General features: G+C 39.2%; 26 protein-coding genes. 18 read left to right on the top strand and 8 right to left on the bottom strand.

Going from position 1 to position 26,451, the window contains the following annotated elements:
* Positions 1–190 precede the first annotated feature (190 nt).
* From AC1PJ9_RS02275 to AC1PJ9_RS02300, 6 genes are all read left to right on the top strand, one after another.
* On the top strand, positions 191–886 hold the full coding sequence (locus tag AC1PJ9_RS02275; protein WP_311086651.1) for a GntR family transcriptional regulator: 696 nt from the start codon (positions 191–193) through the stop codon (positions 884–886).
* 10 nt (positions 887–896) lie between these two features.
* Positions 897–4,346 carry a chromosome segregation protein SMC gene (gene smc, locus AC1PJ9_RS02280; RefSeq protein WP_311086652.1) on the top strand — a complete coding sequence of 1,150 codons (3,450 nt, stop codon included), beginning with the start codon at positions 897–899 and terminating at the stop codon, positions 4,344–4,346.
* Position 4,347: 1 nt separating this feature from the next.
* Positions 4,348–5,379 (top strand): cell division protein ZipA C-terminal FtsZ-binding domain-containing protein, encoded by a 1,032-nt coding sequence (locus AC1PJ9_RS02285; protein WP_209048838.1) that lies wholly within the window; start codon positions 4,348–4,350, stop codon positions 5,377–5,379.
* A 94-nt stretch (positions 5,380–5,473) separates the two neighbouring features.
* Complete coding sequence (ligA, locus tag AC1PJ9_RS02290; RefSeq protein WP_311086653.1) at positions 5,474–7,510, top strand: NAD-dependent DNA ligase LigA; 2,037 nt, start codon at positions 5,474–5,476, stop codon at positions 7,508–7,510.
* Between the two features lie 254 nt (positions 7,511–7,764).
* On the top strand, positions 7,765–8,229 hold the full coding sequence (gene ftn, locus AC1PJ9_RS02295) for a heteropolymeric bacterioferritin subunit Ftn (RefSeq protein ID WP_001214863.1): 465 nt from the start codon (positions 7,765–7,767) through the stop codon (positions 8,227–8,229).
* Between the two features lie 293 nt (positions 8,230–8,522).
* Positions 8,523–9,716 (top strand): MFS transporter, encoded by a 1,194-nt coding sequence (locus AC1PJ9_RS02300; protein ID WP_311086664.1) that lies wholly within the window; start codon positions 8,523–8,525, stop codon positions 9,714–9,716.
* 67 nt (positions 9,717–9,783) lie between these two features.
* Here AC1PJ9_RS02300 and AC1PJ9_RS02305 read toward each other — a convergent pair whose 3' ends face one another.
* Positions 9,784–11,214, bottom strand: a complete 1,431-nt coding sequence (locus AC1PJ9_RS02305; RefSeq protein ID WP_311086654.1) for an alpha,alpha-trehalose-phosphate synthase (UDP-forming) — start codon at positions 11,212–11,214, stop codon at positions 9,784–9,786.
* Entirely contained in the window at positions 11,202–12,053 is an 852-nt protein-coding gene (gene otsB, locus AC1PJ9_RS02310) for a trehalose-phosphatase (protein ID WP_311086665.1), read from the bottom strand. Before otsB ends, AC1PJ9_RS02305 begins: the two co-directional genes overlap by 13 nt.
* Positions 12,054–12,408: 355 nt before the next feature.
* On the opposite strand from otsB, the gene AC1PJ9_RS02315 reads away from it, so the two are divergent.
* The 5 genes from AC1PJ9_RS02315 (at position 12,409) to bioD (ending at position 17,064) form a co-directional block, all read left to right on the top strand.
* Positions 12,409–13,143, top strand: a complete 735-nt coding sequence (locus AC1PJ9_RS02315) for an alpha/beta hydrolase family protein (protein ID WP_311086655.1) — start codon at positions 12,409–12,411, stop codon at positions 13,141–13,143.
* Positions 13,144–13,233: 90 nt separating this feature from the next.
* A complete protein-coding gene (gene bioA / locus AC1PJ9_RS02320) occupies positions 13,234–14,514 on the top strand; it encodes an adenosylmethionine--8-amino-7-oxononanoate transaminase (protein WP_311086656.1) in 1,281 nt (426 codons plus the stop codon).
* Position 14,515: 1 nt separating this feature from the next.
* The gene (locus AC1PJ9_RS02325; protein ID WP_311086657.1) at positions 14,516–15,673 is read left to right on the top strand and encodes an 8-amino-7-oxononanoate synthase; all 1,158 of its coding nucleotides are present in this window, start codon (positions 14,516–14,518) and stop codon (positions 15,671–15,673) included.
* A complete protein-coding gene (gene bioC / locus AC1PJ9_RS02330; RefSeq protein ID WP_311086658.1) occupies positions 15,670–16,419 on the top strand; it encodes a malonyl-ACP O-methyltransferase BioC in 750 nt (249 codons plus the stop codon). The genes AC1PJ9_RS02325 and bioC overlap by 4 nt, the downstream gene beginning before the upstream one ends.
* A complete protein-coding gene (gene bioD, locus AC1PJ9_RS02335; RefSeq protein ID WP_216985618.1) occupies positions 16,420–17,064 on the top strand; it encodes a dethiobiotin synthase in 645 nt (214 codons plus the stop codon). It begins immediately after the preceding gene.
* A gap of 62 nt (positions 17,065–17,126) precedes the next feature.
* On the opposite strand, the gene rluB is transcribed toward bioD, so the two are convergent.
* The 5 genes from rluB to AC1PJ9_RS02360 all read right to left on the bottom strand — a co-directional run bounded on the left by rluB (position 17,127) and on the right by AC1PJ9_RS02360 (position 21,068).
* Positions 17,127–18,050 (bottom strand): 23S rRNA pseudouridine(2605) synthase RluB, encoded by a 924-nt coding sequence (rluB, locus tag AC1PJ9_RS02340; RefSeq protein WP_263613051.1) that lies wholly within the window; start codon positions 18,048–18,050, stop codon positions 17,127–17,129.
* Between the two features lie 41 nt (positions 18,051–18,091).
* Positions 18,092–18,685 carry an SMC-Scp complex subunit ScpB gene (gene scpB / locus AC1PJ9_RS02345; protein ID WP_004703403.1) on the bottom strand — a complete coding sequence of 198 codons (594 nt, stop codon included), beginning with the start codon at positions 18,683–18,685 and terminating at the stop codon, positions 18,092–18,094.
* Positions 18,682–19,473 (bottom strand): segregation and condensation protein A, encoded by a 792-nt coding sequence (locus AC1PJ9_RS02350; protein WP_212285592.1) that lies wholly within the window; start codon positions 19,471–19,473, stop codon positions 18,682–18,684. The genes scpB and AC1PJ9_RS02350 overlap by 4 nt, the downstream gene beginning before the upstream one ends.
* Before the next feature lie 225 nt (positions 19,474–19,698).
* Entirely contained in the window at positions 19,699–20,316 is a 618-nt protein-coding gene (locus AC1PJ9_RS02355; protein WP_151761909.1) for an L-threonylcarbamoyladenylate synthase, read from the bottom strand.
* Positions 20,317–20,405: 89 nt separating this feature from the next.
* Positions 20,406–21,068 carry an elongation factor P hydroxylase gene (locus tag AC1PJ9_RS02360; protein ID WP_311086659.1) on the bottom strand — a complete coding sequence of 221 codons (663 nt, stop codon included), beginning with the start codon at positions 21,066–21,068 and terminating at the stop codon, positions 20,406–20,408.
* 96 nt (positions 21,069–21,164) lie between these two features.
* Here AC1PJ9_RS02360 and AC1PJ9_RS02365 point away from each other — a divergent pair, with 96 nt between their 5' ends.
* The 6 genes from AC1PJ9_RS02365 (at position 21,165) to lysM (ending at position 24,839) form a co-directional block, all read left to right on the top strand.
* Positions 21,165–21,725, top strand: coding sequence for a YceD family protein (locus tag AC1PJ9_RS02365; RefSeq protein WP_002050389.1), 561 nt, complete (start codon positions 21,165–21,167; stop codon positions 21,723–21,725).
* Between the two features lie 74 nt (positions 21,726–21,799).
* Positions 21,800–21,985 carry a 50S ribosomal protein L32 gene (gene rpmF / locus AC1PJ9_RS02370; protein WP_000290730.1) on the top strand — a complete coding sequence of 62 codons (186 nt, stop codon included), beginning with the start codon at positions 21,800–21,802 and terminating at the stop codon, positions 21,983–21,985.
* Positions 21,986–22,137: 152 nt separating this feature from the next.
* Positions 22,138–23,124, top strand: a complete 987-nt coding sequence (fabD, locus tag AC1PJ9_RS02375; RefSeq protein WP_151687833.1) for an ACP S-malonyltransferase — start codon at positions 22,138–22,140, stop codon at positions 23,122–23,124.
* Positions 23,121–23,855, top strand: a complete 735-nt coding sequence (fabG, locus tag AC1PJ9_RS02380) for a 3-oxoacyl-ACP reductase FabG (RefSeq protein WP_000191300.1) — start codon at positions 23,121–23,123, stop codon at positions 23,853–23,855. Before fabD ends, fabG begins: the two co-directional genes overlap by 4 nt.
* 84 nt (positions 23,856–23,939) lie before the next feature.
* Positions 23,940–24,176, top strand: a complete 237-nt coding sequence (acpP, locus tag AC1PJ9_RS02385) for an acyl carrier protein (protein ID WP_001279871.1) — start codon at positions 23,940–23,942, stop codon at positions 24,174–24,176.
* A gap of 189 nt (positions 24,177–24,365) precedes the next feature.
* Positions 24,366–24,839, top strand: coding sequence for a peptidoglycan-binding protein LysM (lysM, locus tag AC1PJ9_RS02390; RefSeq protein WP_263613054.1), 474 nt, complete (start codon positions 24,366–24,368; stop codon positions 24,837–24,839).
* A 45-nt stretch (positions 24,840–24,884) separates the two neighbouring features.
* On the opposite strand, the gene AC1PJ9_RS02395 is transcribed toward lysM, so the two are convergent.
* Entirely contained in the window at positions 24,885–25,652 is a 768-nt protein-coding gene (locus tag AC1PJ9_RS02395; protein WP_311070145.1) for a hydroxymethylpyrimidine/phosphomethylpyrimidine kinase, read from the bottom strand.
* Between the two features lie 97 nt (positions 25,653–25,749).
* Between AC1PJ9_RS02395 and AC1PJ9_RS02400 the strand changes: the two genes are divergently transcribed.
* Complete coding sequence (locus tag AC1PJ9_RS02400) at positions 25,750–26,424, top strand: HAD-IA family hydrolase (protein ID WP_311070144.1); 675 nt, start codon at positions 25,750–25,752, stop codon at positions 26,422–26,424.
* Positions 26,425–26,451 lie beyond the last annotated feature (27 nt).

Consider the following 26,451-nt stretch of genomic DNA (forward strand, 5'->3'; position numbering starts at 1 on the left):
TTATTTGAAGATTTAAACAGACTAAAGATAAGTTTTTTCATCCGATTTCTGTATGGATTTTGGGCGGGTTGGCTTAAAATGCAATAAAATTGTCAGACAATGACATAGTTTTTAATGGATGGGATCAGTTAAAAACAAGGATGCGAAAGAAAAGCATGGATTAATGCATATAAAAAGTAGCGGGTGATTTATGAATCTCGAAGAGACAGAAAGTCTTTCTGAGCAAATTGTAAAATATATTAGCGAACAGATTATTAGCGGCGAATTGGTCGAAGGCGAACGCATACAAGAGCTTCGTATTGCGAAAGAGCTTGATGTAAGTAGGGGGTCAGTTCGTGAAGCATTATTATTACTTGAACGTACGCATTTAATTGAAATTTTTCCGCGTCGGGGTGCAATTGTCTCAGAAATGTCTGCACAACAAGTGAAAGCACTTTTTGATACAAATGTAATGCTACTGGGACATATTGTACAACGCATCAGTGAAACATGGCGTGCGCACGAAGCTAATCAATTACAGCTCTTATTAGAACAACTTCTTGAGCATGTAAAAGTAGGTGATATCGAAAAATTCTACGATGCCATTTTCCAATATCTGGCTGAACAGCAAGATATGGTGGGTAATCCTTACCTAATGAAATTTTATAAAGAATTATTACCTTCTTTACGTCGTAGTTATTTTTTGACCCTAAATACCTCTAAGCGGGAACTACAAGAAGCATTTGCATTATTTAAACTCGTGACTGATGCAATTTTGATCCGAAAATCACAACAAGCCGCTTTATTTATGGAAGATTTTTGTCGACACTTACGTAACCTTGTGTTGGAATCGCTGACACGAATGAAACAGATTGAATTGGCTTGGGCGAGACGCTCACGCCGTTAGTTAGGGCATTATGCGTTTAAGCAGTTTAAAACTTTCCGGCTTTAAATCTTTTGCAGATAGTACAACGTTAAATTTCAAGGCTAACCGCACAGCAGTGGTTGGTCCAAATGGTTGTGGCAAATCCAATGTTATTGATGCGATCCGCTGGGTGATGGGTGAGTCAAATGCTCGTCAGCTGCGTGGTGGTAGCATGCAAGATGTTATTTTTACCGGAACATCCAAGCGTAAGCCAGTGGGTGTTGCCAGTGTTGAGCTACGTTTTGATAATACCTATGGTAAATTGGGTGGAGCCTATAATGCTTATAACGAGCTCGCTGTTCGTCGTCAGGTCACCCGTGAAGGTAAGTCTGAATATTTTTTAAATGGTACACGTTGCCGTCGCCGTGATATTACCGACATTTTCTTGGGAACGGGTTTAGGGCCACGCTCTTATGCTGTCATTGAACAGGGCATGATTAACCGTTTGGTTGATGCCAAACCTGAAGAAATGCGTATTTTCATTGAAGAAGCAGCGGGCGTCTCTCGTTATCAGGCGCGTCGCCGCGAAACCTTGCAGCATCTTGAACATACTGAGCAAAACCTTTCACGTTTAGAAGATATTGCGCTTGAGTTAAAATCACAGCTTAAAACGCTAAAACGCCAGTCAGAAGCTGCGGTTCAATATAAAACCTTAGAAAGTCAGATTCGTACCCTAAAAATTGAAATTTTATCTTTTCAGGCAGATAAAAGTGTACGCCTACAAGAAGAATATACAGTTCAAATGAATGAACTGGGCGAAACTTTTAAGTTAGTTCGCTCTGAGTTAAGTACAATTGAACATGATTTAGAATCGACCAGTGCTTTATTTCAGCGACTTATTCAGCAATCTTCACCACTACAACAAGAGTGGCAGCAAGCTGAAAAGAAACTCTCTGAATTAAAAATGACTCTAGAACAAAAACAGAGTTTATTTCAGCAAAATAGTACGACACTGGTTCAATTAGAACAGCAAAAAGCTCAGACGAAAGAGCGTTTACAACTTTCCGAGCTACAGCTTGAAACGTTAAGTAATCAGCTAGAAGAACAAACGGAAGCTTTAACGACGGTTGAACATACCGCAGCCGAAGTAGAACAAAACTTTGCTGATTTACAATCTCAGCAAAAACAAGCACAGCAACAGTTTGAGCAAGTAAAAGCTCAAGTTGAAAAACAACAGCAGCAAAAAATGCAAATGTCTGCGCAAATTGAACAGCTAGGCAAAAATGTTCAGCGCATTGAGCAGCAAAAAGAAACGCTGCAACATCAGGCAAGTCAGATTCAATCGCAAGTACACGAAGATGAACAAGGCGAGCTTGAGCAACTACAACAGCAGCTTTGTCGTGAAATCTCAACGTTAGAGGCTGATATTGAGCAGTATGTGCAACAGATTGAACAGTCTCAACAAGCGCATCAGGCAACTAAAAATCAGCAGCAAACACTGAAAACAGAAATACAGGTTTTATTATCTGAGCAGAAAAACTTAAGCCAGCTTGTTGCTAAACAAAGTCCAAAGCAAAACCAAGATACGCTACGTTTAATGCAGGCTCTAGAGTTAACAGAGCAGGGTAAGCCACACGCGCAGATTGTTGAAAAGTTTTTAGCAAAATGGTTGCAGGCACATATTGTTGAAACCGAACAAGTCTTTCAGGAAGGAATTGCTCGCCAGTTAAAACCGTCAGAACAAACAAGCAAATTTAAAGGAAATTTGGCCTGTTTAAATGACTGGATTGCGTCACCACAGCTTTCAATATTTTCAAATGTAGCGATTGCGCAAAAATTATCTGATGCTTTAAATGAGCAAAAGCAACTACAACATGGCCAGTCTATCTTGACCTTGGATGGTTATCATGTTGGGCAGGATTGGGTAATTGCTCTTATGTATGATGACGAAAGTCAAAGTGCGCAAGGTATGCTCAGTCATCGTATTCGTCTAGATGAAATTGAACAAGTTCTTCAAAAGCAGCAACCTGAACTACAAGCATTAGATCAAATTACTGTTCAGCAAAAAGAAAAACTCGCACACCTACAAGCAGACTTACAGCAGAAACAACAAATTATTAAACAAAAACAAAAAGACTTGCAGCAGCTAGATGTACAAATTGCTAAACAGCAAACTGCGGCACAAGCATTTTTACTGCAAAAACAGCAATTAAAAGATCAGTTAGCTCAGTTAGACATGCAGCTTGAAGAAGATGCAATGCAAAAAGACGATCTTGAAATTGATTTGCATGCGCTTGCGATGAAGCTAGAAACTATTTTACCTGACTATAAAACTTTGCAATTTCGGGTAGAAGAGCTAACAGAACAACTCGAAGAACAGCAACAAGTCTTACAACAGCAGCAGCAAGAACGCGAGATTTTACGTCGGAACAGTACGCAGACAACTCAACAAATCGAGCTGCTTGAAAAAGATATTTCCTTCTTGCAGAGTCAATATCAACAAATTGCAGCGCAAATGGAACAGGCGAAAAAGTTTGTTGACCCTATTCAGTTAGAGTTACCAAACCTTGAGTCGGAATTTCAACAACAGTTTGCTCAAACTGAAAAGTTGCAAAAGACTTGGAATGACTGGCAGCTTGAGCTTAATAGTGTGCAAGAGAAGCAACAAACACTCACAGACCAACGCCATCAGTACCAACAGCAAGATGAAAAACTCAGAGAGCAGCTTGAAGCCAAACGTTTAGCATGGCAAGCAGCTAAATCAGACCGCGAGCACTATCAAGAGCAGTTAAAAGAGTTAAATGCTGAACTTCAAACGGGCTTGAAAATAGATTTAACTGAGCACCAGCAAAAACTGGAAAAGGTACAAAAGCAGTTTGAAAAAATCGGTGCGGTTAACTTGGCAGCCTCACAAGAGTTTGAAGAAGTTTCTCAGCGTTTTGATGAGTTGAGCCACCAAATTCAAGACTTGGAAAATACGGTAACTCAGTTAAAAGATGCGATGAAAAGCATTGACCAAGAAACCCGTAAACTATTTATGACGACTTTTGATCAGATTAATCAAGAGTTGCAAAACCTGTTTCCAAAGGTTTTTAATGGTGGTGAGGCAAGTTTAAGTCTGGAAGATGACTGGCAATCTGGGGTTAAGCTCATGGCGAGACCGCCTGGAAAGAAAAATAGTTCTCTAGCATTACTTTCCGGTGGAGAAAAAGCGTTAACGGCGTTAGCATTAGTATTTGCCATTTTCAGGTTAAACCCGGCACCGTTTTGTGTACTCGATGAAGTGGACGCACCACTCGATGATGCGAATGTACAGAGATATTGTAATTTGGTAAAAGAGCTTTCTGAACATGTACAATTCATTTACATTACACATAATAAGCTGGCGATGACCATGGCAACTGACTTGTTGGGTGTAACCATGCCTGAACCGGGCACATCAAAATTAGTCACTGTCAATTTAGAACAGGCAAAAGAATACGGGTTAGTTTCGGAGTCATAGAATGGAAATCAATACGATTATTGGCATCGTTGTTGCCATTATTATCATGCTAGTTGGCTTAAGAATGATTTTAAAAAAGCCGAACCATGCTGAACCCTCGCTAGACAGTGATTTACATATTAATCCTGAAAGTAATCAACCGGTTATTCCTCGTCATGTACGAGATCAACTTGAACAGGCAGAGGCAGCTGTAGCATCAGCAACCGTTGCTGAACGTGTAGAACCGACTTTAAGCGAGCAGGCGCAGCCAAAAGAACAGGAAACAAAAGAAGTAGAACTAGCTTCACAAACTCAAACAGACCAGACACAAGCACCCGTTGAAAATACTCCAGTAGAAGAAGTTAAAGCTGAAGAAAATACTGTTAGTCCAACTGTAAGTGAAAATAGTTCAGTTGAGTTAACTGATACCGTTTCTGCTGCAACAGAAGCTACAAGCTCATCAGAAGAAAAAGTGGCAGAAGAGCATTCTAAAGCAGAACCTGAATTAAGCTTAAATCCGAATATTGAAACGGCTGAAATTGCCGAGTTTGAAGGTGAAAGTAATATTCTGGATGTACATTTGCATGAGCAACAGCGTTTTGACGACGAAAGTGCGTTAGCAATGGCTGAGCAGATTATTGCACTGAATGTTTATCCAAATCCGCGCCGTGCGTTATCGGGCGATAAAGCACTGAAAGTACTTTTAAAATACGGTCTACGTTACGGTGAAATGTCTTGTTTCCACCGTTATGAAAATACCGATGAACCAAGTGCATTGATGTTCTCTGTACTTCGTATGACAGATAACGGTCCAGCTGGTTTTGATTTGGAAACTTTATCTGCTGAACAAGTTCAAGGCTTAGCATTTTTCCTTGCACTTCCAAACAGTAAAGCAGTTACTGGTTTTGACATGATGACCAGTATTGCAGGTCTTATTGCTCGTGAAATTGATGGTAAGGTTTATGATGAAAATAACCTTGAGTTTACGCCACAGTTAAAAGAACATTGGCGCCATCATGTGATTGATTATCGTCCTGCACAGGCAACAGCCTAGTTTAAATTTTTTGTATAGGTTGCGATAATTGCAACATATCTAGTCGCAGCTCAGGGTGGAGAAATTTCCACCCTTTTTTATGGTGAATAACATAATGGCAATAACTTCCGTGATCGAACAGATGCGTCAGCTTATTCAACTGATTGCAAAGCATAACCATGCCTACTATGTCATGGATCAGCCGACAATCTCGGACAGTGAATACGATCATTTATTTCATCAGCTAAAAGCTTTAGAAGAGCAATATCCTGAACTTGTACAAGCTGATTCGCCAACAACGAAAGTAGGTGGACAAGCGCTTTCAAAGTTTGAAAGTGTGACGCATGTGGTGCCAATGCTTTCTCTGGGTAACGTATTTAACCAAGAAGATTTATTTGCATTTGCACGCCGTGTAGAAGAGCGACTACCAAACCAAAAAGTACAATATGAAGTTGAGTTAAAACTCGATGGTCTTGCAATTTCACTATGGTATGAAAATGGGGTATTGGTTCGTGGTGTAACCCGTGGTGATGGTGAAACCGGCGAAGACATTACTCAAAATGTAAAAACCATTCGTAACTTACCTAAAGTTCTACACTCGGAAAAGTACGACATTCCGCGCTTGCTCGAAGTTCGTGGCGAAGTACTCATGCCAAAGTCTGGTTTTGAAAAACTCAATGCGGATCAAGAGGCAAAAGGCGAGAAAACCTTTGCTAACCCTCGAAACGCAGCAGCAGGAAGTTTAAGACAACTTGACCCAAATATTGCTGCTAGCCGACCTTTAGCATTTTATGCGTATGGTATTGCGCAGTGTGAGCCAAACCATAACTTAACGACCATGCATGATAGCTTGCAATGGTTAACGGAACTTGGTTTTCAAATTGCGGAACGTCAGTACTTGTGTAACTCAATTCAAGAAGTACAGCAGCGCTACGAACAAATTCAGCAAGAGCGTCCAAACCTACAAGTTGAAATTGATGGTATGGTCGTAAAGGTCGATGACCTAAAACAGCAACAGCAGCTTGGTTTCTTAAGCCGTGAACCACGCTGGGCAACCGCTTATAAATTCCCTGCACAAGCGGCACTGACCACTGTCGAACAGATTGATTGGCAAGTAGGACGTACTGGGACTTTAACACCTGTAGCACGCTTAAACCCTGTTTTTGTGGGTGGTGTGACTGTTTCTAACGTGACTTTGCATAATATTGGTGAAATTCATCGTCTAGATGTACGCGTTGGAGATACGGTAAGTGTTTATCGTACTGGTGACGTTATTCCCAAAGTAGAAAAAGTTTGGCCAGAGTTCCGTCCTGCCGAAGCAGAAGTTGTTCATTTACCTGAAAACTGTCCAGTATGTGCTTCTCCAGTGGTTATGCCTGAAGGTGAGGCTCTCGCACGTTGTTCTGGTGGTTTATATTGTGCTGCACAGCGTATTGAAGCCATTCGCCACTTCGTATCGCGTAAAGCTCTGGATATTGAAGGTTTGGGTGATCGTTGGGTTGAGTCTTTATTACACCTCGATTTACTCAAAGATGTTGCTGATATTTACCATTTGCATGAACACAGAGAAACGCTGTTGGGCATCGAAAAAATGGGTGAAAAGTCAGTACAGAACCTCATTGATGCTATTGAAGCTAGTAAGAAAACAACTCTTGCGCGTTTTATTTATGCCTTAGGTATTCGTGGGGTAGGTGAAACAACAGCTAGAATGTTAGCCAATACATTTCAGACATTAGAGGCTCTTAAAGCTGCTGATATTGAAGCTTTGAAGAAAACCCCAGATGTAGGCGATATTACTGCTGAATGGATTGCTGATTTCTTCTTGGCACCGCATAACATTGAAGTACTTGATCGTTTAATTGCTGCGGGTATTCATTGGGATGCACCAATTGCGCCAACACGTCAGCCATTAAATGGCGAAAGCTGGGTACTTACAGGTACATTAGAGCAAATGACGCGTGATCAGGCGACTCAAATGCTCCAAGCATTAGGTGCGCGAGTAAGTGGTAGTGTATCGAGTAAAACTAAATGTGTGGTTGCGGGTGAAAAGGCTGGTTCAAAACTAGAAAAAGCAGCGAAATTAGGTATTCCTGTCATGAACGAAACAGACTTCTTATCACTCATGGCGGGTTATGGGCAGACTTTGAGCTAAAAGACTTAGCGAAATAAGAACCATTGATTTTAGTTACAAATTTATAAATTGATGGTTTATGCCATATTTGAACGCTTGTTTGAGCCTATAAATCGGACAAGCGTTTCTTTTTGCAGAGGAAATTTAAATAACTTAAACTGCAAATGCGTATGTTTCTCATTTTAATTTGATAAAAATCATAAACTTAACTATTTTTTATTTTGCAATCACTTTTAAGTTTGCCCATAATAGACTCATACGATAGGAGATTTATTATGCGTGGCAATCCAGAAGTCATAGACTATTTAAATATGCTCATTGGCGGAGAGTTGGCTGCCCGTGATCAGTATTTAATCCATTCTCGTATGTATGAAGATTGGGGCTTAAACAAGATTTATGAGCGTATTGACCATGAGATGCAGGAAGAAGCTTCACATGCCGATGCAATCATTCGTCGTGTATTATTTTTAGGTGCCAAACCAAACATGCACCGTGAAGATATCAATGTTGGTACAGACGTTGTATCTTGCTTAAAAGCTGATTTAGCACTTGAATATCATGTGCGTGAAAAATTAGCGACAGGTATTAAACTTTGTGAAGAAAAAGGCGACTACATTAGTCGTGACATGTTACGTCAACAATTATCAGATACCGAAGAAGACCATACTTACTGGCTTGAAAAACAGTTGCGTTTAATTGAACTGATTGGCCTACAAAATTATATTCAGTCTCAAATTTAACGATTTGAAAAACCCAGCTTAAGCTGGGTTTTTTATTCGCTCATTTTAATAAAATGAAGTCATTCCTTAGACGTTAATATTGTCAAATTGAATATATTCAAAGCCTTACTATATAAGGCTTTGGCAGTTACAAAAAAGTCAGAAAAATTGTATCAGACCCCATGTTTTTTTTGTGGAATTGGATATAATTTCGCCAACAAAAACCCTTGCCTGGAACTTAATAAGGCAGGGGTTTTTCTATGGGGAATCGGTTGGTATGGATCGCCAATGGTTTTATGGTGAGCTTCGCGTATATGTTATTTTCCAAACCTGCTGTTTTAGATACAGCTACTCTCTTAAGCACACAACGATTAGCAACTCGTCTTAGCTTTTTTAGCTTGGGCTTTGCGATATCTGCTTGGGCGCCACTTATTCCTTATGCACAGCAACGTTTAAACCTAAATCATGCAAATTTTGGTTTATTGCTGCTTTGTATGGGAATCGGCTCAATGATTGCTATGCCTGCGACAGGGGCTTTAGTTAAGCGTTGGGGATGTCGTCCTTTAATTGCTGTGGCGACTATACTCTTAATAGTATTACTACCAAGTTTGACAATCTGGCATAGTCTTGTATCGATGGCGGTGGCGTTATTTATTTTTGGTACGGCAGCAGGTAGTCTTGGCGTTGCTATCAATTTACAAGCAGTTGTGGTGGAAAAGAACAGCTTACGTGCACTCATGTCCAGTTTTCATGGTATGTGTAGCCTTGGTGGTTTAATAGGTGCCATGCTTGTTACTGCACTATTGGCAATTGGTCTTTCACCATTCATGAGTACGCTGTCTGTGGTCATGATTTTATTGGCTGTTAGTTTTGTTGCTATCCCATCTGCTTTAACAACCTTTGAGCAAGATGAAAAAGGTGCAGCAGAAATAACTGACGCACCGAAAAAATCTTCGCGTCCCAATGGTACTATCCTCTTAATTGGGATGATGTGTTTTATTGCCTTCTTGTCAGAAGGTGCCGCGATGGACTGGGGTGGTATTTATTTAACGAGTAAATATCAGCTGAATCCTGCTTTTGCGGGGCTGGCTTATACATTCTTTGCACTTAGTATGACAAGTGGTCGTTTTGCAGGACATCTCTTGTTAAAACAATGGGGCGAGAAAACCATTGTGACTTATAGTGCAATTGTTGCAGCTCTTGCTATGGTCACTATTGTGATGGCACCTGTTTGGCAGGTCGTGGTATTAGGTTACGCACTTTTAGGTTTAGGCTGCTCTAACATTGTGCCTGTTATGTTTTCGCGTGTTGGCCGTCAAAATGATATGCCTAAAGCAGCAGCGCTTTCTTTGGTTTCAACCATTGCTTACACTGGCTCATTAAGTGGTCCAGCTTTAATCGGTTTAATTGGTCAGTGGACCAGCTTAACCACAGTGCTATCAGGTGTAGCGGTTTTATTAACTATGATTGCTCTACTCAATCGCTTTACCCTTGTGAAGGCAAAGTAACTTAAGCCGATTTACCCGCCGAAAGAACATCGAGAAAAACTTCTCGATGTTCTATAAGCTTAAATCACTATAAGACATGATAAGTAGGTTGATACTTGTCTTGTAATGACAACTTAGACTTTGTGAAGGTCGGAGCATTTTCTAAATCCTTCAAGAAAGTATTTCGCCAATCACTCAAGTCGGTGGCTGCCAAACCCTCTATTAATTGTTCATAACGATTAATACGTTCTGTTTTAGACATCTCTAGAGCGGTTTTTAGAGTATCCATCATGGCTGCTCGATCCAATGGGTCAACAATCAAGGCCTGAGTCATTTGTTCAGCAGCACCAGCATATTTAGATAAAATCAGCACACCGGGATTCTCTGGATCTTGAGCTGCAATATATTCTTTTGCGACTAAGTTCATTCCATCACGTAATGAGCTAATCCAGCAAATATCAGAACGACGATAAATATGCATTAGACTGTCATGTTGAACAGTGTCGTAGCAGCAATCAATTGGACGCCAGTCTTCGTGGGCAAACTCTTCATTAATCAGCTCTAGTTTGGTTTTAAAACGTTGGTATAAACGTTGGTAAGCTGGAATATCAGTACGTGAAGGCGTTGCAACTTGAAGGTGGCGTACCAGTCCATGATATTCAGGATTAGTTTCCAAGAAGGTCGCAAATGCATTGAAACGCTCAAGCAGACCTTTTGAATAATCAATCCGATCAACCCCGATAATAGTTTTTTGACGTGGAATATCTTCAAAGTTAAATACATATGGGGTATGAAATGCCTGTTGTGCTTGACGTTGAATAAGTTCTGGTTGTACACCAATAGGATAGGACTTAATCAACACCTGACGTTTTTTATAACTGATTCGGTCGCTTAGTATTTTTTGAGCTTCAAGTAAGCCCATACAGGTTTGCATACAGGTGTTTTGATCAGCTTGAGTCTGTAGACCAACTACATCATATTGGCAAAGGTCTTGTACTAACTGTAGTGCAACTGGAATTTTGCGCCAAATATTTAGGCTTGCAAAAGGAATATGCAAAAAGAAACCGATTTTATTTTGCATTCCTAATTCGCGGCAATGACGGGCTACACTAAAAAAGTGGTAGTCATGTACCCAAATAACATCATCCGGCTGAGCAATTTGTTTTAATTTTTCAGCAAATAAACGATTAACCCTTTGGTAAGTATTATATTCTTCAGCATCATATTCGATTAGATCATCTCGATCATGCATGGCAGGCCATAAAACTTTGTTAGCAAAACCACAGTAGTACTGCGCATATTGCTGATGTGTAAGAGGGCAGGTAATGTAGTCAATCCCATGAGAATATGCCTGATCGAACTCAGGCGCTTCAGTATCGGTAACTTGTTGACCATTCCAGCCTAACCAAATGCCATTACTGTCATTTAATGCGTCTTGTACAGCTACTGCAAGGCCACCTGCTGAAGCCTTACCTGATGGCATACTTATTCGATTCGATAACACGATTAATTTAGACATATTTGTTCTCCATTCTGATCTTGACTATTTTTGACGTATAACTTTTTTATTTTTTCGAGAAAGAAAAAAAGAAAATTAGAAACACTGTTAATATCTTTTAATCTATATTGAGCTTCTGTTTCACCAGAACCTACTTTAATTGAAGTGCCAAATTGTTGATTAATAAAAGTGAAACCCGATTCATCTGTTAAATCATCTCCTATAAATATCGGATGAATTAACGGCAAATTAAGATGATTTAATATAGTTTGAATTGCTTTGCCTTTATCTGCCTGTTTAGGTACTAATTCAACTACAAATTTTCCTCTATTTAATTTTAGTTGAGGATGAAAATATTTAACCTGTTGCATAATATAAGTTGCATTATTTTCTAATTCTGGATTTTTTCGATAATGCAAAGCAATAGAATATCCTTTATCCTCAATTAATAAATCGGGATATTTTTCACAAGATTTTATAATATCTTCTTTTAATTTATTAAAATTAATATCACTTAAGTCTGGGCGAATATAAGTGCTAGAGTCAAAATAAATATCTAAACCATGTAGCCCTGCTATAGGAACTTCAATAGACTGAAGCAGCTTACTCGCTGTTTCAACATCACGACCTGTTACAGCAACTACTGGTATATTTAATTCAATAATTTTTTTTATAACTTCTAATGTCGTATTAGGAATAAAACTATGTTCAGGATGAATTTGAAATGGAGCTAATGTTCCATCAATATCCAGAAATAAACAATAATTTTTATCTGAAGGTAAGGTATTTATAATACCACTGGGTGTAACAAAATATGTATCTTTTTCTCTCCCATCAGATATTATACTTTGACTGTTCATATTAACCTGCCCAATATTTTTGATCATTAATTAATCTTCTAGCATTAAAATGAATTGATGAGTCATTTTTTTTAATAAAAAAACATAAGTATTAACATTAATTACATTGCACAATGGATTTATGGGTGAAGTGTGGATTATGTTGTTTTTTGATTTGCTTCAATGTTTACATAATTAAATTTTTGTATATTTCATATGAATAATTTAGGCCTTACTTATCAATATATTTCAGAATATTAAACACCTCTAAATGCCTGATTTTACTTTTCGAAATTTAATTTTTATGTTGATTTTAAAGGATATTTAAAATTGATATTAATATATAATCTTGCAAAAGTTGGCTGTGGACATGCATATGAAGTTACAAAATAAAATTTTATTGATTACAGGTTGGGGAGTAGGGGGAGAACCTTTGCAATCACTTAAATTGCATTTGGAAAAAGCTGGTTTTGAAACGCAATTAATTGATATATTTAATATTTTAGAGAGTAACTTTCAAGCACAGCTTGATTTAGTGGCTGAAATTGATGTGGTGATAGGCTGGTCTTTAGGCGGACAGTTAGCAACTCATCTCGTTGACTTTTTTTATAAACAAACTGGGCAAACTAAAACGTTAATTACGCTCGCGTCGAATCCATGTTTTGTTGCTAACGATAATTGGCAAACAGCAATGCCTACTGATGTATTTAGTCAATTTAAAGCGTCTTTTTTACAGAACCCGCAAGCCACTTTAAAGCGTTTTTATTATTTGATTACACTTGGCTCATCTCAAGCGAAACAAGATTGGATGAGTGTACAAAATATAGCAAATCCGCCGTCAAATGAACTTTTAATAGAAGGTTTACAAATGCTTGAACAGTTAAATCTGGTAGATAACTTGAAAAACTATCCAGGTCTACAGCTTCATCTGTTTGCTGAGCAAGACAATGTCATTCCTTGCAAAATTATGGAGAATTTTAAGGATTTCGCTACAGAAAACATGACTTATAAGTTGCTAAAAGATGCTACACATGCTTTTCCCTACTTACAGGTGGAAAGAACAATTGAAGAAATCTGCCAATTTTTAACAATTCATCAGCAAAGTTCATAAGCTTTGGTTGATCTCGCAATTTTCTTTCATTATTAACAGGTTTAACATGTGCTAAATGAAAGATTTGATTGCTGTAAAAGGGTATAGAGGATGACCGATAATTTTGATTTGGAACATATTTGGCATCCATATACTTCAATGACCCAACCGTTACCAACATTTAAAGTTAAGCGTGCTTATGGTGCGACGATTGAACTCAATGATGGTAGAACTTTAATTGATGGCATGTCCTCTTGGTGGTGTGCAATTCATGGCTATAATCACCCTGAACTTAATCAGGCAGTGACAGATCAATTACAGAACATGTCACATATCATGTTTGGTGGGCTAACACATGATCCTGCGATTGAGCTTGGAAAAATTCTTTTAAAAATTACACCGCCAAGTCTCGACAAAATCTTCTATGCAGACTCAGGATCAGTTGCTGTTGAAGTTGCTCTGAAAATGGCTGTGCAATTCTGGACCGCACAAGGCCAACCACAAAAAACAAATTTTATTACTACGCGCTCTGGTTACCATGGAGATACATGGAATGCGATGTCTGTGTGTGATCCGGTTACAGGCATGCATCAAATTTTTGGTACAAGCTTACCAAACCGCCTTTTTGTGGCGGCACCACAAACCAAATTCCACGAAGAATGGAATCCTCAAGATATTGCCGAGCTAGAACAAGCCATTCAGCAAAATCATGAAAAACTTGCCGCACTCATTATTGAACCAATTGTTCAAGGTGCAGGGGGCATGCGTTTTTATCATCCTGAATATTTACGTCAGGCTAAAGCACTTTGCGAGAAATATCATCTGTTATTAATTTTTGATGAAATTGCTACTGGCTTTGGCCGTACGGGTAAGCTTTTTGCTTGGGAACATGCCCAAGTCGAGCCAGACATTATGTGCATAGGTAAAGGGTTAACAGGCGGCTATATGACGTTATCTGCGACCTTAACAACAAAACATGTTGCAGAAACGATTAGTCGTGGAGAGGCTGGAGTATTTATGCACGGCCCAACCTTTATGGCCAATCCACTTGCTTGCGCCGTTGCCATGAAAAGTACGCAATTATTAATTGAGCAAGATTGGCAAGCCAATATTAAGCGAATTGAGCAACAGCTTAGCCAACATTTAGTGCCTTTAGATCAGCTTGATTATGTTGCTGATGTACGAGTGCTGGGTGCAATTGGTGTAGTAGAACTCACCTTTAATGTTGATATGAAAACTTTACAGCAACAATTTGTAGACCGTGGAATCTGGATTCGCCCTTTTGGCAAACTGGTTTATGTGATGCCACCTTATGTCATTACTCAACAAGAGCTAAGCGATTTGCTTGAACAATTGGTTGAAGTTGTTAAAACATTGCAGGGAGCGCATTAAGATGTCATTGCTTAATCATTTTGCTACAGAGTTAGATGAGTTAAAACAACAGGGTAATTTCAGACAATTTACCCAAAATGTGCAGTATGGCCGTTTTATTACTATTCAAAATAAAACAATGCTCAATTTAGCTTCAAATGACTATCTTGGATTGGCGGCTGATCTTAATCTTCGCCAAGAGTTTTTAGATAGCTTGCCGTTAGAGCGCAGCTATTTTAGTTCTTCATCGGCCCGTTTATTGACGGGTAACTTTGATGAATATGAACAGTTGGAAAATAGCCTAAGCAAAGCATTTGGTGGTCGGTCGGCTCTGTTATTTAATAGTGGCTATCACATGAATATTGGTATTTTGCCAGCTGTTTCTGATAGCAAAACTTTAATTTTGGCAGATAAGTTAGTTCATGCGAGCATGATTGACGGTATACGTTTATCTGGTGCGCAGTATGTGCGTTATCGCCATAATGATTTACAGCACTTAGAACAACTTCTGCAAAAGTATCATGATGATGACAAGATTGAACGAATCATTGTGGTCACAGAAAGTATTTTTAGTATGGATGGTGATGAAACGGACTTAGCCGCATTAGTCCAGCTTAAAAAACGTTTTGCTAAAACCATGCTTTATGTCGATGAGGCACACTCAATTGGTGTACGTGGTCAGCAAGGTTTGGGATGTGCTGAACAATATAATGTCATTCAGGAAATTGATTTTCTAGTTGGTACCTTCGGTAAAGCATTGGCAGCAGTCGGTGGTTACATTATTTGCGATCCAATTATTAAAGATTATCTTATTAATAAAATGCGTCCGCTCATTTTTACGACTTCTCAACCTCCTATTATTGTGGCTTGGGTAAACTTTATATTCCAAAAAGTATTAGTTGCTCAACCTCAGCGTGAACACTTAAAAAATATTAGCCAATATCTTCAACAAGCTGTTGTACAAAAGGGTTATGTAAGTCCGTCGACCAGTCATATTGTTCCAGTTATTGTTGGAGAAAGTCAGGCTGCGATCGATAAGGCAAAACACGTTCAAGAAAGCGGCTTTTATGCCATGCCTGTACGCCCACCAACAGTACCTAAAAATAGTGCACGTTTGCGTATTTCTTTAACGTCGATGGTTGAACAACACGAGCTTGAAGCACTGGTGAGTTTTCTGTGAGTCTGAATAAAAACTTAGTTGCCGAGCGTTTTGCTAAAGCAGGGCAAAGCTATTCAGAGCATGCGGTTGTTCAAAAACAAATTTGCCAAAATTTAACGGGCTTACTAAAGCAGTTTTGCCCAAGTACGATGTCACGTGTTTTTGAAATTGGTTGTGGTTCTGGTAACTTAACTCGTCTGCTTGTTGAAGCTTTTCAAATTGAAGATTTAATTTTGAATGATTTGTATACAGAGGTACAGCAGCACTTTAATCATCAAGAACATTTGAAATGGTTAGTTGGAGATGTTGAAACATTAGAACTCCCTCAACAGCTTGATATGATTGTTTCTGGTTCTGCTTTGCAATGGATGCAAGATTTACCGCGTTTGCTTAAGCGTTGTAATGAAGCTTTAACTGACAGCGGTTGGTTATGCTTTTCAACATTTGGAGCTAAGAACTTAATTGAAATTAAAGAGCTAACTGGACAAGGCCTAAGTTACTGGTCGCTTGAAAATTGGACCAGTGCCTTAACTCAGGCTGGTTTTGAGATTTTGCATTTGTCAGAGTCACAAACTCAGCTCTATTTCGATTCACCTAAAGCCGTGTTGCAGCATTTAAAAGCAACAGGTGTAACTGCTACAGCTCAGCATCGTTGGACTAAGCAAAGTTTACAGCAGTTTTATCAAGATTATGAGCGGTTTAAGCATGCTGAGGGATATGCCTTAACATATCATCCAATTTATTGTATTGCCCGGAGAATGAAGTAAATGAGTGGTCAGGTCTATTTTGTGAGTGGGATTGATACTGAAATTGGTAAAACCTACGCGACAGGCTTTTTAGCAAAATTATGGACTGAGCAGGGTAAAAAAGTAATTACCCAAAAACTCATTCAAACAGGTAATGCTGATATTTCTGAAGATATCGAGAAGCATCGTGAAATTATGGGGCAAGGTTGGTTTCAGGAAGATCATGATAAGCTGACTATGCCTGAAATCTTTAGTTATCCTGCTTCACCTCATTTGGCAACACGTTTAGATAATCGAGAAATCGATTTTCAAAAAATTGAAAATGCGACTCAAACATTGGCTGAGCGTTTTGAAATTGTATTGTTAGAAGGTGCAGGGGGCTTAATGGTGCCATTAACTACAAGTCTACTCACTATTGACTATGTAGCTCAGCATCAGTTTCCCGTTATTTTAGTGACTTCTGGTCGTCTAGGAAGTATTAACCATACTTTGCTTAGTCTTGAGGCACTTAAGTCACGCGGCCTGAAATTAAAAGCTTTGGTTTATAACTTAAAAGATGAATCAAAAGATCCATTAATTTCGCAAGATACTTCAAATTATTTGAAGGACTATTTAGCCATACATTTTCCTGAGGCTGAGTGGATTGAATTAGCAAAAATGAATTAAGTGCAAACCAGCAATAAAAAAACCGCTCTAATGTGAGCGGTTTTCTTATTTAAAAGTTTTACTTAGAACTTTTTAAATCCACGGTTAAAACCCGTCGATTTGCGCTGATTGCCTGTGTTAGCTGGCGCTTCTTTTTCATCATCACGGCGCTGTTGGCGTAAGTAACCACCACGACGTGCTGCCATTGGCTTTTCAGTCATACGGTCAGTACGACGTTTTGCCATGCCAAATAAACCTGTACCTTGACGTGGCTTTAATTCAACAGATTTGGCCAAGTTGTCGATGTCAGTTTTATCTAACTCCATCCAGCGACCAGTACGTAACTCACGTGGTAAAATAACAGTACCGTACCGAGTACGTAATAAGCGGCTTACTTTAAGACCTTGTGATTCGAAAATACGGCGAACCTCACGGTTACGGCCTTCTTTCACTACAACTTGATACCAGCGGTTAATACCTTCACCACCAATTTCAGAGAAAGATTCGAACTTGGCTGGACCATCTTCAAGCTCTACACCATTGACCATGTTTTGACGTAATTGTGGGGTTACTTCACCCATTACACGTACAGCGTATTCACGTTCAATTTCATTAGATGGGTGCATTAAACGGTTAGCAAGCTCACCATCATTTGTAAATAGTAATAAACCTGTACTGTTAATATCCAGACGACCTACCATTACCCAACGGTCATTTGCAATTTGTGGCAAATGATCAAATACGGTTGGGCGTTTTTCTGGGTCATTACGTGAACAGATCTCACCCTCAGGTTTATAATAAATCAGTACACGACGACGAATTTCGTCCTCGATTTGGAACTGAACTTTACGGCCATCAATGCGTAATTCATCGCCTGGTTCAATGCGCTCACCCACCTGGGCAACGCTGCCGTTTACACTCACGCGTCCTGCGGCAATAACCTCTTCCATATATCGACGGGAACCTAATCCGATTCGCGCTAATACTTTTTGCAATTTTTCACTCATGACAGCACAACCTTAGACATAATGATCAACAGTCCACCTCTTTATGATTTCGGTGCATTCGCATCGAGAGCCATAAATGCTTCCTTGGCGTTCTGTAGGGGAGGCAATTGGCCTAAAGAGGCTAGACCAAAAGCATTCAGAAATTGAGGCGTTGTAATTAGCAACGCAGGTCTTCCGGGTAAATCTCTAAAACCGGCTTCTTTAATCCAGTTCCAGTCAAATAGCGTTCTGAGAATCTGACTATTATTAGATACACCACGAATTTGTTCAATATCAGCACGCGTGACTGGTTGATGATACGCAATGACAGCCAACGTTTCTAGTAAAGATGGCGACAGTTTTGTTGGTCGCTCTGGCCAAATCTGCGCAATAATATTGCGATATTTGGATCTTACCTGAAAACGGAAGCCTTGCGCGGTTTCAATCAACTCAATAGAGCGGCCATGTTGTAAGAGGGCAAGCTGTTGTAAAAGCTGACGAAGCTGTTGTTTGTTATATTGATTATTAAAAGCTTCTTTTAAACGAGCAATCGAAACAGGTGCTTCACTAGCAAAAATAATCGCTTCAAGTTGCAATAAAACTTCGTGATGAATGTCAGCTAATGACAAATCGGTATTATTTTGTTCAAAACTCATGCCGCAGACCCTTGAATAGCTAATGGAGCTTCAACACCTGTCGCAATAATTTTAATCTTTTGTTGTCGGGTCAATTCTAAAACAGCCATAAAAGTTACAACCATTCCCATACGGCCTTGTTGGGGGTTCAGTAATTCTTTAAAACTTAACACGTCGCCTGACTCTAATTTCTCTTCAATATAAGCAATACGTTCTTCTAACAGTACAGGCTCTTGTGCAATTGTGTGCGTTACAGGTTCTGGACGGTTAAATACGCAAAATAAAGCATCGTGTAATGCTGAAACATCATAACCTTCATAAACAGGTGCAATATGTCCTAAGCTTACATTGGCACTAAATGTATCACGGTCAAGAACTGGCATTTGACCTAAACGCTCAGCAGCTTGCTTAATGCGTAAATAAGTTTCTAGTCGATCAATAAGATCCTGCTTCGGATCTTTTTCAATACTCACTACCGTAGGTTTAGGTAAGAGTAAGCGAGACTTTAAATCAGCCAATAAAGCAGCCATCACCATATAGTCGGCAGTCAACTCAATATTTAAGGATTTCATGCTATCCATATAAGCTAAATATTGAGTGGCAATAGGGGCGATATCGAGCTGAACTAAATCAAAACCGTTTTTCTGAATTAGATAAATTAAAAAGTCGAGTGGTCCTTCAAACTGTTCGAGTAAAATCTCAAAGGCAGCCGGAGGAATATAAAGATCTTCAGGAATCGTGTCGTGCCACTCATCTAAAACACGGATGTGTGGAACGTCTTCCATGGATTGATGAAGTGATTGGTTCATTACGATTATAAGCCACGCGAATTTTCAAAAGCATGAGACTTGTTTTCAAGTCAATAAGAGCTGTAGCAGAAGAACAGCAGATAGTGCAAAACATTCTAAAGGAATTGTGACTTTTAATAAATTGCTTAACGACTAAAGTGTAAAAAAAATCCAAACTAAATAAAGAGTATTTTTTTTCTTGATAATACTTTTTTTTTAACTGTTGGTAAAAAGGAGAATAAGTGCTTATTCGAAAGCACTTACATCTCCAGCGCCATGACGGATAATTTCTGGATGTTCACCCGATAAGTCAACAATACTGGTGGTTGTTAAAGTACCGAACCCACCATCGATAAAGACATCAATACGTTTAGCCAACTGATTTTCAATATCATAAGGATCATCAAGTGGGTCTTCTTGCCCTGGTAAAATCAATGTACTTGTCAGTAAAGGTTCACCAAGTTCTTTTAATAAAGCCTGGCAAATCGGATTACTCGGAATACGTAAACCAATCGTTTTCTTTTTAGGGTGCATTAACCTGCGTGGAACTTCGCTGGTTGCAGGTAAAATGAAAGTCGTAATGGCAGGTGTATTTGCCTTTAATAATCTATAAGTCGCGTTATCAACTTTTGCATAAGTCGCGATATCTGATAAATCGCAACACATAATTGCATATTGATGCTTAGGACCTAAATCACGAATCTGAGCAATACGTTCCATGGCATTTTTATTACCAATCTGGCATCCGATTGCATAGGCAGCATCGGTAGGGTAGACCACAACATCTCCTGCACGAATACGCTCAACCGCTTGATCAATGAGGCGTTGCTGTGGATTTTCAGGATGTACATGTAAATGCAGCATATTTTAGAGACTCCATCACGCCAGTATTAAAAATAGTATTAGACTTTTCAAACTTGGGAAGCAAGTAACTTACGTAGTTTTTTTGTCATTTAATCAAGGAGTTCACGTTTAAATTCATCTAATTGTAACGCTGTACCTGCTCGTGTACATTGGCAAATACATTCAATGAATCTTGCTGCATCGACGGGTAGTTTAGCTTCACCAGAAAAGTAACGTTGTACTTGGGCATAAACATTATCTTTAAACTTTTTGCCATCTCCGCCATCACCTGTCAGGTTATCTAGAGATACTCTAAATTTTCTGTCAAAAGACTGGGCAAATAGCCATTCAATGGCTTGAGGCTTGATTTCTACTTGTTCAAATAAATCCTGCTGTTCTTTAGTTCGACCATCTGGCGCATACCAATAACCTAAATCGGGTAATAGGCGACGTTTTGCACCTGCAATTGTCCAATGGCTAATTTCATGCAAGGCGCTATTGAAAAAACCATGGGCAAATTGAATTTTAGCTGGTTCATGTTCATTCGCTGGGAAATATTCTGGTTCAAATTCTCCACGAACTAATGTCACATTATGGTGGGAAAACCAGTGATTAAAGTGTAAAATAAGCCAATCAACTTGCTCAGACTCTAATTTTGAGCTTGGCCATGGTGAGAGTTGCACCATGTCAGGTAAAAGAGTGTTTTGGTGAGTTGAATGGGTGCAAACGAGTAATGAAGTGTTAACTTCAGGTTGCGGCTGCAACAGGTGCATTGCTTAATTTACCCCGAGTTCTGTCTAAAGAAGTACAAAATTGTATCTTAATCTTTGACAGAGTACCGATGAATTTGTAGAATTGCCGCCTTAATTATGTCAGCAAATACCTTTCCGGCACAGATTGAGCCGTTTAAATGGGCTGAACAAGGCTTTACATGGTCAGGTCAACTGCCATTGTCTCGTCTTGCTCGTATTGCTCGTGAAGCTGTTGGGTCAATTGATAACCAATTGATCAACATAGACTGTAAGCTATCAATGGATGCCTATCATCGCATTGTGTGGTTAGATGGTCATATGGAAACAAAAGTTCCGATGGAGTGCCAACGTTGTTTGGAACCTGTCGAAATGCCAATTGTTTCTGACTTTCATATTGCACTTGTAGATGATGAGTCACTGATAGAGCGCTTGGATGAGGATGCTGATTTCATCGTTTTAGGTGAAAGTGAGTCTTCGACAAAAGGTGATTTTGATACACCTGCTTCGATTAACTTGCTCGCATTACTAGAAGATGAACTGTTATTGTTGATGCCTTTATCTCCCAAGCATGATGCTTGTGAACATAAACATCAACCTACCATTCAGAACGTTGTCGAAGAGAAACGGGATAACCCGTTTGATGTTTTGGCAGGTTTGAAGGGTAAACTTAACTCATAATTTGTGTTATGATTATGAGATAAGACAACTGAATTTGTTCTGATCCATTTTTTCGATCTTTGTAAGGAGCCATCATGGCCGTTCAGCAAAACCGTAAAAGTCGCTCTCGCCGTGACATGCGCCGTTCACATGACGCTTTAACCGAGAATGCATTAACAGTAGACCAAGCAACTGGTGAAACTCATCGTCGTCACCACGTGACTAAAGACGGTTTCTACCGTGGTCGCCAATTATTCGCTAAAGCAGCTGATGCTGAATAATTGCATGATATGCATTAAGCGTGATGCTTAAGTATAGAAAAAATGGGAGCGAAAGCTCCCTTTTTTTGTTGTTTTTCGCAATTATAAATATACGAATTAAATGTTAAATTTCCGGTCCAGAGAAATGAGTGAAAACCCAAAAAGGATTTCTTATGTCTGCTAAACGTCTTGAACAAGTAGCTTTAGCCACAAAAACTGCATTTGTGTTTCCGGGTCAAGGTTCACAAAAAGTTGGTATGCTCGCTGAACTCGCAGAACAGTTTAGTGGAGTTGGGCAAACTTTTGCTGAAGCTTCAGACGCGCTAGGATTTGATCTTTGGCACATTGCGCAAAGTGGTGAAGGTTTAGACCAAACAGAAAACACCCAACCTGTATTATTAACTGCCAGCATCGCTTTATGGCGTCTATGGTTAGATTTAGGTGGTTTAGCGCCTAAATACCTTGCAGGGCACTCTTTAGGTGAATACAGCGCTTTAGTTGCAGCGGGTTCAATGAGTTTGGCAGATGCAGTTAAATTAGTTAATTTGCGTGGAAAACTCATGCAAAGTGCTGTTCCTCAAGGGGAAGGTGCGATGGCTGCAATTCTTGGTTTGGCCGATGATAAAGTAGTTGAATTGTGCCAGAGCGTGACTGCATTGGGTCAAGGTTCAGTTGAAGCTGCAAATTATAATTCACAAGGTCAGGTTGTAATTGCGGGTAGTACTGCATCTGTACAGCAAGTTATGGCATTGGCAAAAGAACAATCTGCTAAAGCAATTGCTTTACCAGTTTCTGTACCTTCGCATTGTTCATTGATGAAACCTGCTGCAGAGAAATTTGCAGAAGCTTTGGAACAAACTGCCATTGAGCTACCTACCATTCCTGTAATACAAAATGTCAACGCGGGAATTGCTACCGATGTTGCTCAATTGCGTCAGGCTTTAACGGCACAATTGTACCAGTCTGTTCAATGGACTCGTACCATGCAGTCTCTACAAGACCAAGGTATTCAGTACATTGTTGAATGTGGTCCAGGTACAGTATTGAGTAATCTCGCAAAGCGTTTACCAAATATTGAAAAAGCTTTTTCTATTGATAGTAAAAGCAAAATGGAAGATGCCCTAAATGCTGTTTTAGTGGCAGAAGGAAAAATTGCATGACACAAGAACGCAAAGTTGCATTAGTAACGGGCGCGAGTCGGGGCATTGGCGCTGCAATTGCCCAGCAACTTATTCAAGACGGTTATTTTGTCGTAGGTACTGCGACTTCTGAATCTGGTGCACAAAAGCTAACTGATAGCTTTGGTGAACAAGGTGCAGGTTTGGCGCTCGACGTGCGTAATCTCGATGAGATTGAAGCAGTCGTGTCTCATATTGAACAGAACTATGGTCCTGTGCTTGTTCTCGTTAACAATGCAGGTATTACGAAAGACAATTTGTTGCTTCGTATGTCTGAAGATGATTGGGATGACATTCTCAATATTCACCTTAAAGCCGTTTATCGTTTATCTAAACGCGTACTTAAGGGTATGACAAAAGCACGTTTTGGTCGAATTATTAATATCAGTTCTGTTGTTGCTCATTTTGCAAACCCAGGCCAAGCAAACTACTCTGCTGCTAAAGCAGGTATTGAAGCATTCAGCCGTAGCCTTGCAAAAGAGATGGGTAGCCGCCAAATTACTGTAAACAGTGTGGCACCAGGTTTTATTGCAACAGAAATGACAGATGCACTTAGTGAAGACATTCGCAAAAAAATGAGTGATCAAGTGGCTTTAAATCGCTTAGGTGAGCCACAAGATATCGCAAATGCGGTGAGTTTCCTTGCAAGTGATAAAGCAGGTTACATTACCGGTACGGTATTACATGTAAATGGTGGTTTATACATGGCCTAACGCCGATGTATAAACTTTTAAAAATTTTTATATTCAATTAAACTAGTGGCAAATCAAACGCCACAAGCAATGAGGAGAATTCCTGTGAGCGATATCGAACAACGCGTTAAACAAGCGGTTGCAGAACAACTTGGTCTTAAAGCTGAAGAGATTAAAAACGAAGCATCTTTCATGGATGACTTGGGTGCTGACTCTTTAGATTTAGTTGAACTTGTTATGTCTTTCGAAAATGACTTCGACATCACTATCCCTGATGAAGATTCAAACGAAATCACTACAGTTCAATCTGCAATTGACTATGTAACTAAAAAACTTGGTTAATTCGCATATTGCTGATTAAAAAGAAGGCCACCGTAAGGTGGCTTTTTTTTATTTGAGTGAAATCATTGAGAGAGATACATATTTTTACAAGATCAACCTTAATTGATAGCAGAGGTGCCTCTTTTTTCAAGTATAACAATAAGGGTCAGTTTAATGACTTTACTATAAACAATAAGATGAGGACTAAAAATGGGTCTTTTTGATTTTGTAAAAGGTATTGGTAAGAAAAATACCGCACCAGCAGAACCACAACCAGCTCCAGCAACGCCAGCAGAACCTTCTGCACAAGAAGTGGCAAATAAATTATTGGGATTAATTAAAAGTTTAGGCCTTGGGGTGGAAGGCTTATCTGTAACATATAATGGTTCAACTGATACTGCGACTATTAATGGTCAAGTACAAAGCCAAGCGGATAAAGAAAAGATTATTCTTATTGTTGGTAACATCGATCATGTTGCACATGTAGATGACCAGATGACTGTTGTGACTCCAGAACCGGAAAGCAAATTTTATACAGTAAAATCTGGTGATAATCTTTCAAAAATTGCGAAAGAATTTTATGGCGATGCAAACCAGTATCCGAAAATCTTTGAAGCAAATAAACCAATGTTGAAAGATCCAGATGAGATTTTCCCTGGACAAGTTTTACGTATTCCACAGTAATTGGAATAAATAAAAAGGCGCTTAAAGCGCCTTTTTATTTGGTTGTTAAAATCGTTTTGGAATCTTTTGTCCATTAGGTACGGGTGTTTCGGCATTTTTTAAAACACCAAATAACCATGTTTCTGCATGTTGTACTGCAATTTTTAGAGAATCACCTAAAGCTAAGCGACCTGCAATAAAACTCGCTAATGAACAACCTGAGCCATGATATTCGCCTTCAAGGCGAGGACAGCTACTACTCGCTGCAAGTTCACCATCAATATATAAACTATTTTTAATGAAGTCGGGGGTATCTTCGTGTCCACCTTTTACTAATACAGCTTTAGCACCCATTTCAAAAAGTTTTTTGGTTGCTTGCTCTAAGTCGTCAATACCTGTTAATGCTCGTAATTCAACTGTATTGGGGGTAATAAGAGTCGCTAGGGGAATCAGTTCAACAAATGCTTTAACTAAGGTTGCTTGGTCACCTAAAGAACCACCGCTATTTGCAACTAAAACAGGGTCAAGTACATATTGATAATCAGGATGAGCACGTAAAAATTCAGCGAGTGCAGCAATATTATCTGTGGTGCCCAGCATACCTGACTTAACACATTTAATGGGTAAGTCACCTACCACGGCATTAGCTTGAGCTAGTAATAGTTCTTTTGAGGTTGCTTCAAAGCCAAATACTTGTTGTGAGTTTTGAATGGTAAGAGCCGTACATGCAATTGCTGCATGGGCGCCACTTTGTCCAATCGCTTCAATATCGGCTTGTAAACCTGCACCACCTGAAGGGTCTAAACCCGAGAAACAAAGTACGGTTGGACGCACGGTTATTTCCTTTTCAATTTAAATTTACGTTAGTATAAGAGAGTTTGATTAAACTCTCGACCAATTGAATTAAATACTTTACTGGGTTAGTGATTGAATGGCTATAAAACATATTTTGATTGATTTAGATGGAACCTTAACAGACCCAAAAGTTGGAATCCATACTTCAATTCGCTATGCAATGGAGAAATTAGGTTATCCATTGGCTGCCGATTTAGATATTGACTGGACAATTGGCCCACCTTTAAAGCCTTCACTCGCAAAATTATTAGCTACTCAAGATGATGCTTTAGCTGAACAAGCTTTAATGGCTTATCGTGAGCGTTTCTCGGTCATTGGTTTATTTGAAAATGAAGTATATCCATCTGTTGCAAAAACGCTTAGCGCTTTAAAAAAAGAAGGATATCGTTTATTTGTTGCAACTGCTAAACCAACGATTTATGCAAAACGTATCTTGGACCATTTTGAATTAAGCCAATACTTTGTACATATCTATGGGAGTGAGTTAACGGGTGAGCGGACTAATAAAGCTGAACTCATTCGTTATATTCTTGAGCATGAGCAATTAAACCCAGAAGAGTGTTTAATGGTAGGTGACCGTCAATATGATGTTTTAGGTGCTCGCCACAATGGTATTGAGGCGGTAGCTGTGACTTACGGTTATGGAACAGCAGAGGAACTTGCTCAAGCACAGCCAAAAGCAATGATTAATCAGTTCTCTGAACTTTTGGACTATGTTGAAGAACTGGCAGCACAAAAGAAAGTTTCTTAAATATAAATAAGTTTTAATTTATAGGTT

It is taken from the genome of Acinetobacter sp. 70_2 (assembly GCF_056736115.1).

Coding starts and splice junctions, on each gene's coding strand:
- AC1PJ9_RS02300 (WP_311086664.1), top strand. CDS start 8,523: ATGTTATTTTCCAAACCTGCTGTTTTAGATACAGCTACTCTCTTAAGC.
- ftn (WP_001214863.1), top strand. CDS start 7,765: ATGCGTGGCAATCCAGAAGTCATAGACTATTTAAATATGCTCATTGGC.
- AC1PJ9_RS02355 (WP_151761909.1), bottom strand. CDS start 20,316: ATGCTGCATTTACATGTACATCCTGAAAATCCACAGCAACGCCTCATT.
- rpmF (WP_000290730.1), top strand. CDS start 21,800: ATGGCCGTTCAGCAAAACCGTAAAAGTCGCTCTCGCCGTGACATGCGC.
- AC1PJ9_RS02400 (WP_311070144.1), top strand. CDS start 25,750: ATGGCTATAAAACATATTTTGATTGATTTAGATGGAACCTTAACAGAC.
- AC1PJ9_RS02350 (WP_212285592.1), bottom strand. CDS start 19,473: ATGAACCAATCACTTCATCAATCCATGGAAGACGTTCCACACATCCGT.
- AC1PJ9_RS02325 (WP_311086657.1), top strand. CDS start 14,516: ATGTCATTGCTTAATCATTTTGCTACAGAGTTAGATGAGTTAAAACAA.
- AC1PJ9_RS02285 (WP_209048838.1), top strand. CDS start 4,348: ATGGAAATCAATACGATTATTGGCATCGTTGTTGCCATTATTATCATG.
- AC1PJ9_RS02360 (WP_311086659.1), bottom strand. CDS start 21,068: ATGCACCTGTTGCAGCCGCAACCTGAAGTTAACACTTCATTACTCGTT.
- lysM (WP_263613054.1), top strand. CDS start 24,366: ATGGGTCTTTTTGATTTTGTAAAAGGTATTGGTAAGAAAAATACCGCA.
- fabG (WP_000191300.1), top strand. CDS start 23,121: ATGACACAAGAACGCAAAGTTGCATTAGTAACGGGCGCGAGTCGGGGC.
- AC1PJ9_RS02365 (WP_002050389.1), top strand. CDS start 21,165: ATGTCAGCAAATACCTTTCCGGCACAGATTGAGCCGTTTAAATGGGCT.
- otsB (WP_311086665.1), bottom strand. CDS start 12,053: ATGAACAGTCAAAGTATAATATCTGATGGGAGAGAAAAAGATACATAT.
- AC1PJ9_RS02305 (WP_311086654.1), bottom strand. CDS start 11,214: ATGTCTAAATTAATCGTGTTATCGAATCGAATAAGTATGCCATCAGGT.
- rluB (WP_263613051.1), bottom strand. CDS start 18,050: ATGAGTGAAAAATTGCAAAAAGTATTAGCGCGAATCGGATTAGGTTCC.
- bioA (WP_311086656.1), top strand. CDS start 13,234: ATGACCGATAATTTTGATTTGGAACATATTTGGCATCCATATACTTCA.
- ligA (WP_311086653.1), top strand. CDS start 5,474: ATGGCAATAACTTCCGTGATCGAACAGATGCGTCAGCTTATTCAACTG.
- AC1PJ9_RS02275 (WP_311086651.1), top strand. CDS start 191: ATGAATCTCGAAGAGACAGAAAGTCTTTCTGAGCAAATTGTAAAATAT.
- scpB (WP_004703403.1), bottom strand. CDS start 18,685: ATGAGTTTTGAACAAAATAATACCGATTTGTCATTAGCTGACATTCAT.
- smc (WP_311086652.1), top strand. CDS start 897: ATGCGTTTAAGCAGTTTAAAACTTTCCGGCTTTAAATCTTTTGCAGAT.
- fabD (WP_151687833.1), top strand. CDS start 22,138: ATGTCTGCTAAACGTCTTGAACAAGTAGCTTTAGCCACAAAAACTGCA.
- AC1PJ9_RS02315 (WP_311086655.1), top strand. CDS start 12,409: ATGAAGTTACAAAATAAAATTTTATTGATTACAGGTTGGGGAGTAGGG.
- bioD (WP_216985618.1), top strand. CDS start 16,420: ATGAGTGGTCAGGTCTATTTTGTGAGTGGGATTGATACTGAAATTGGT.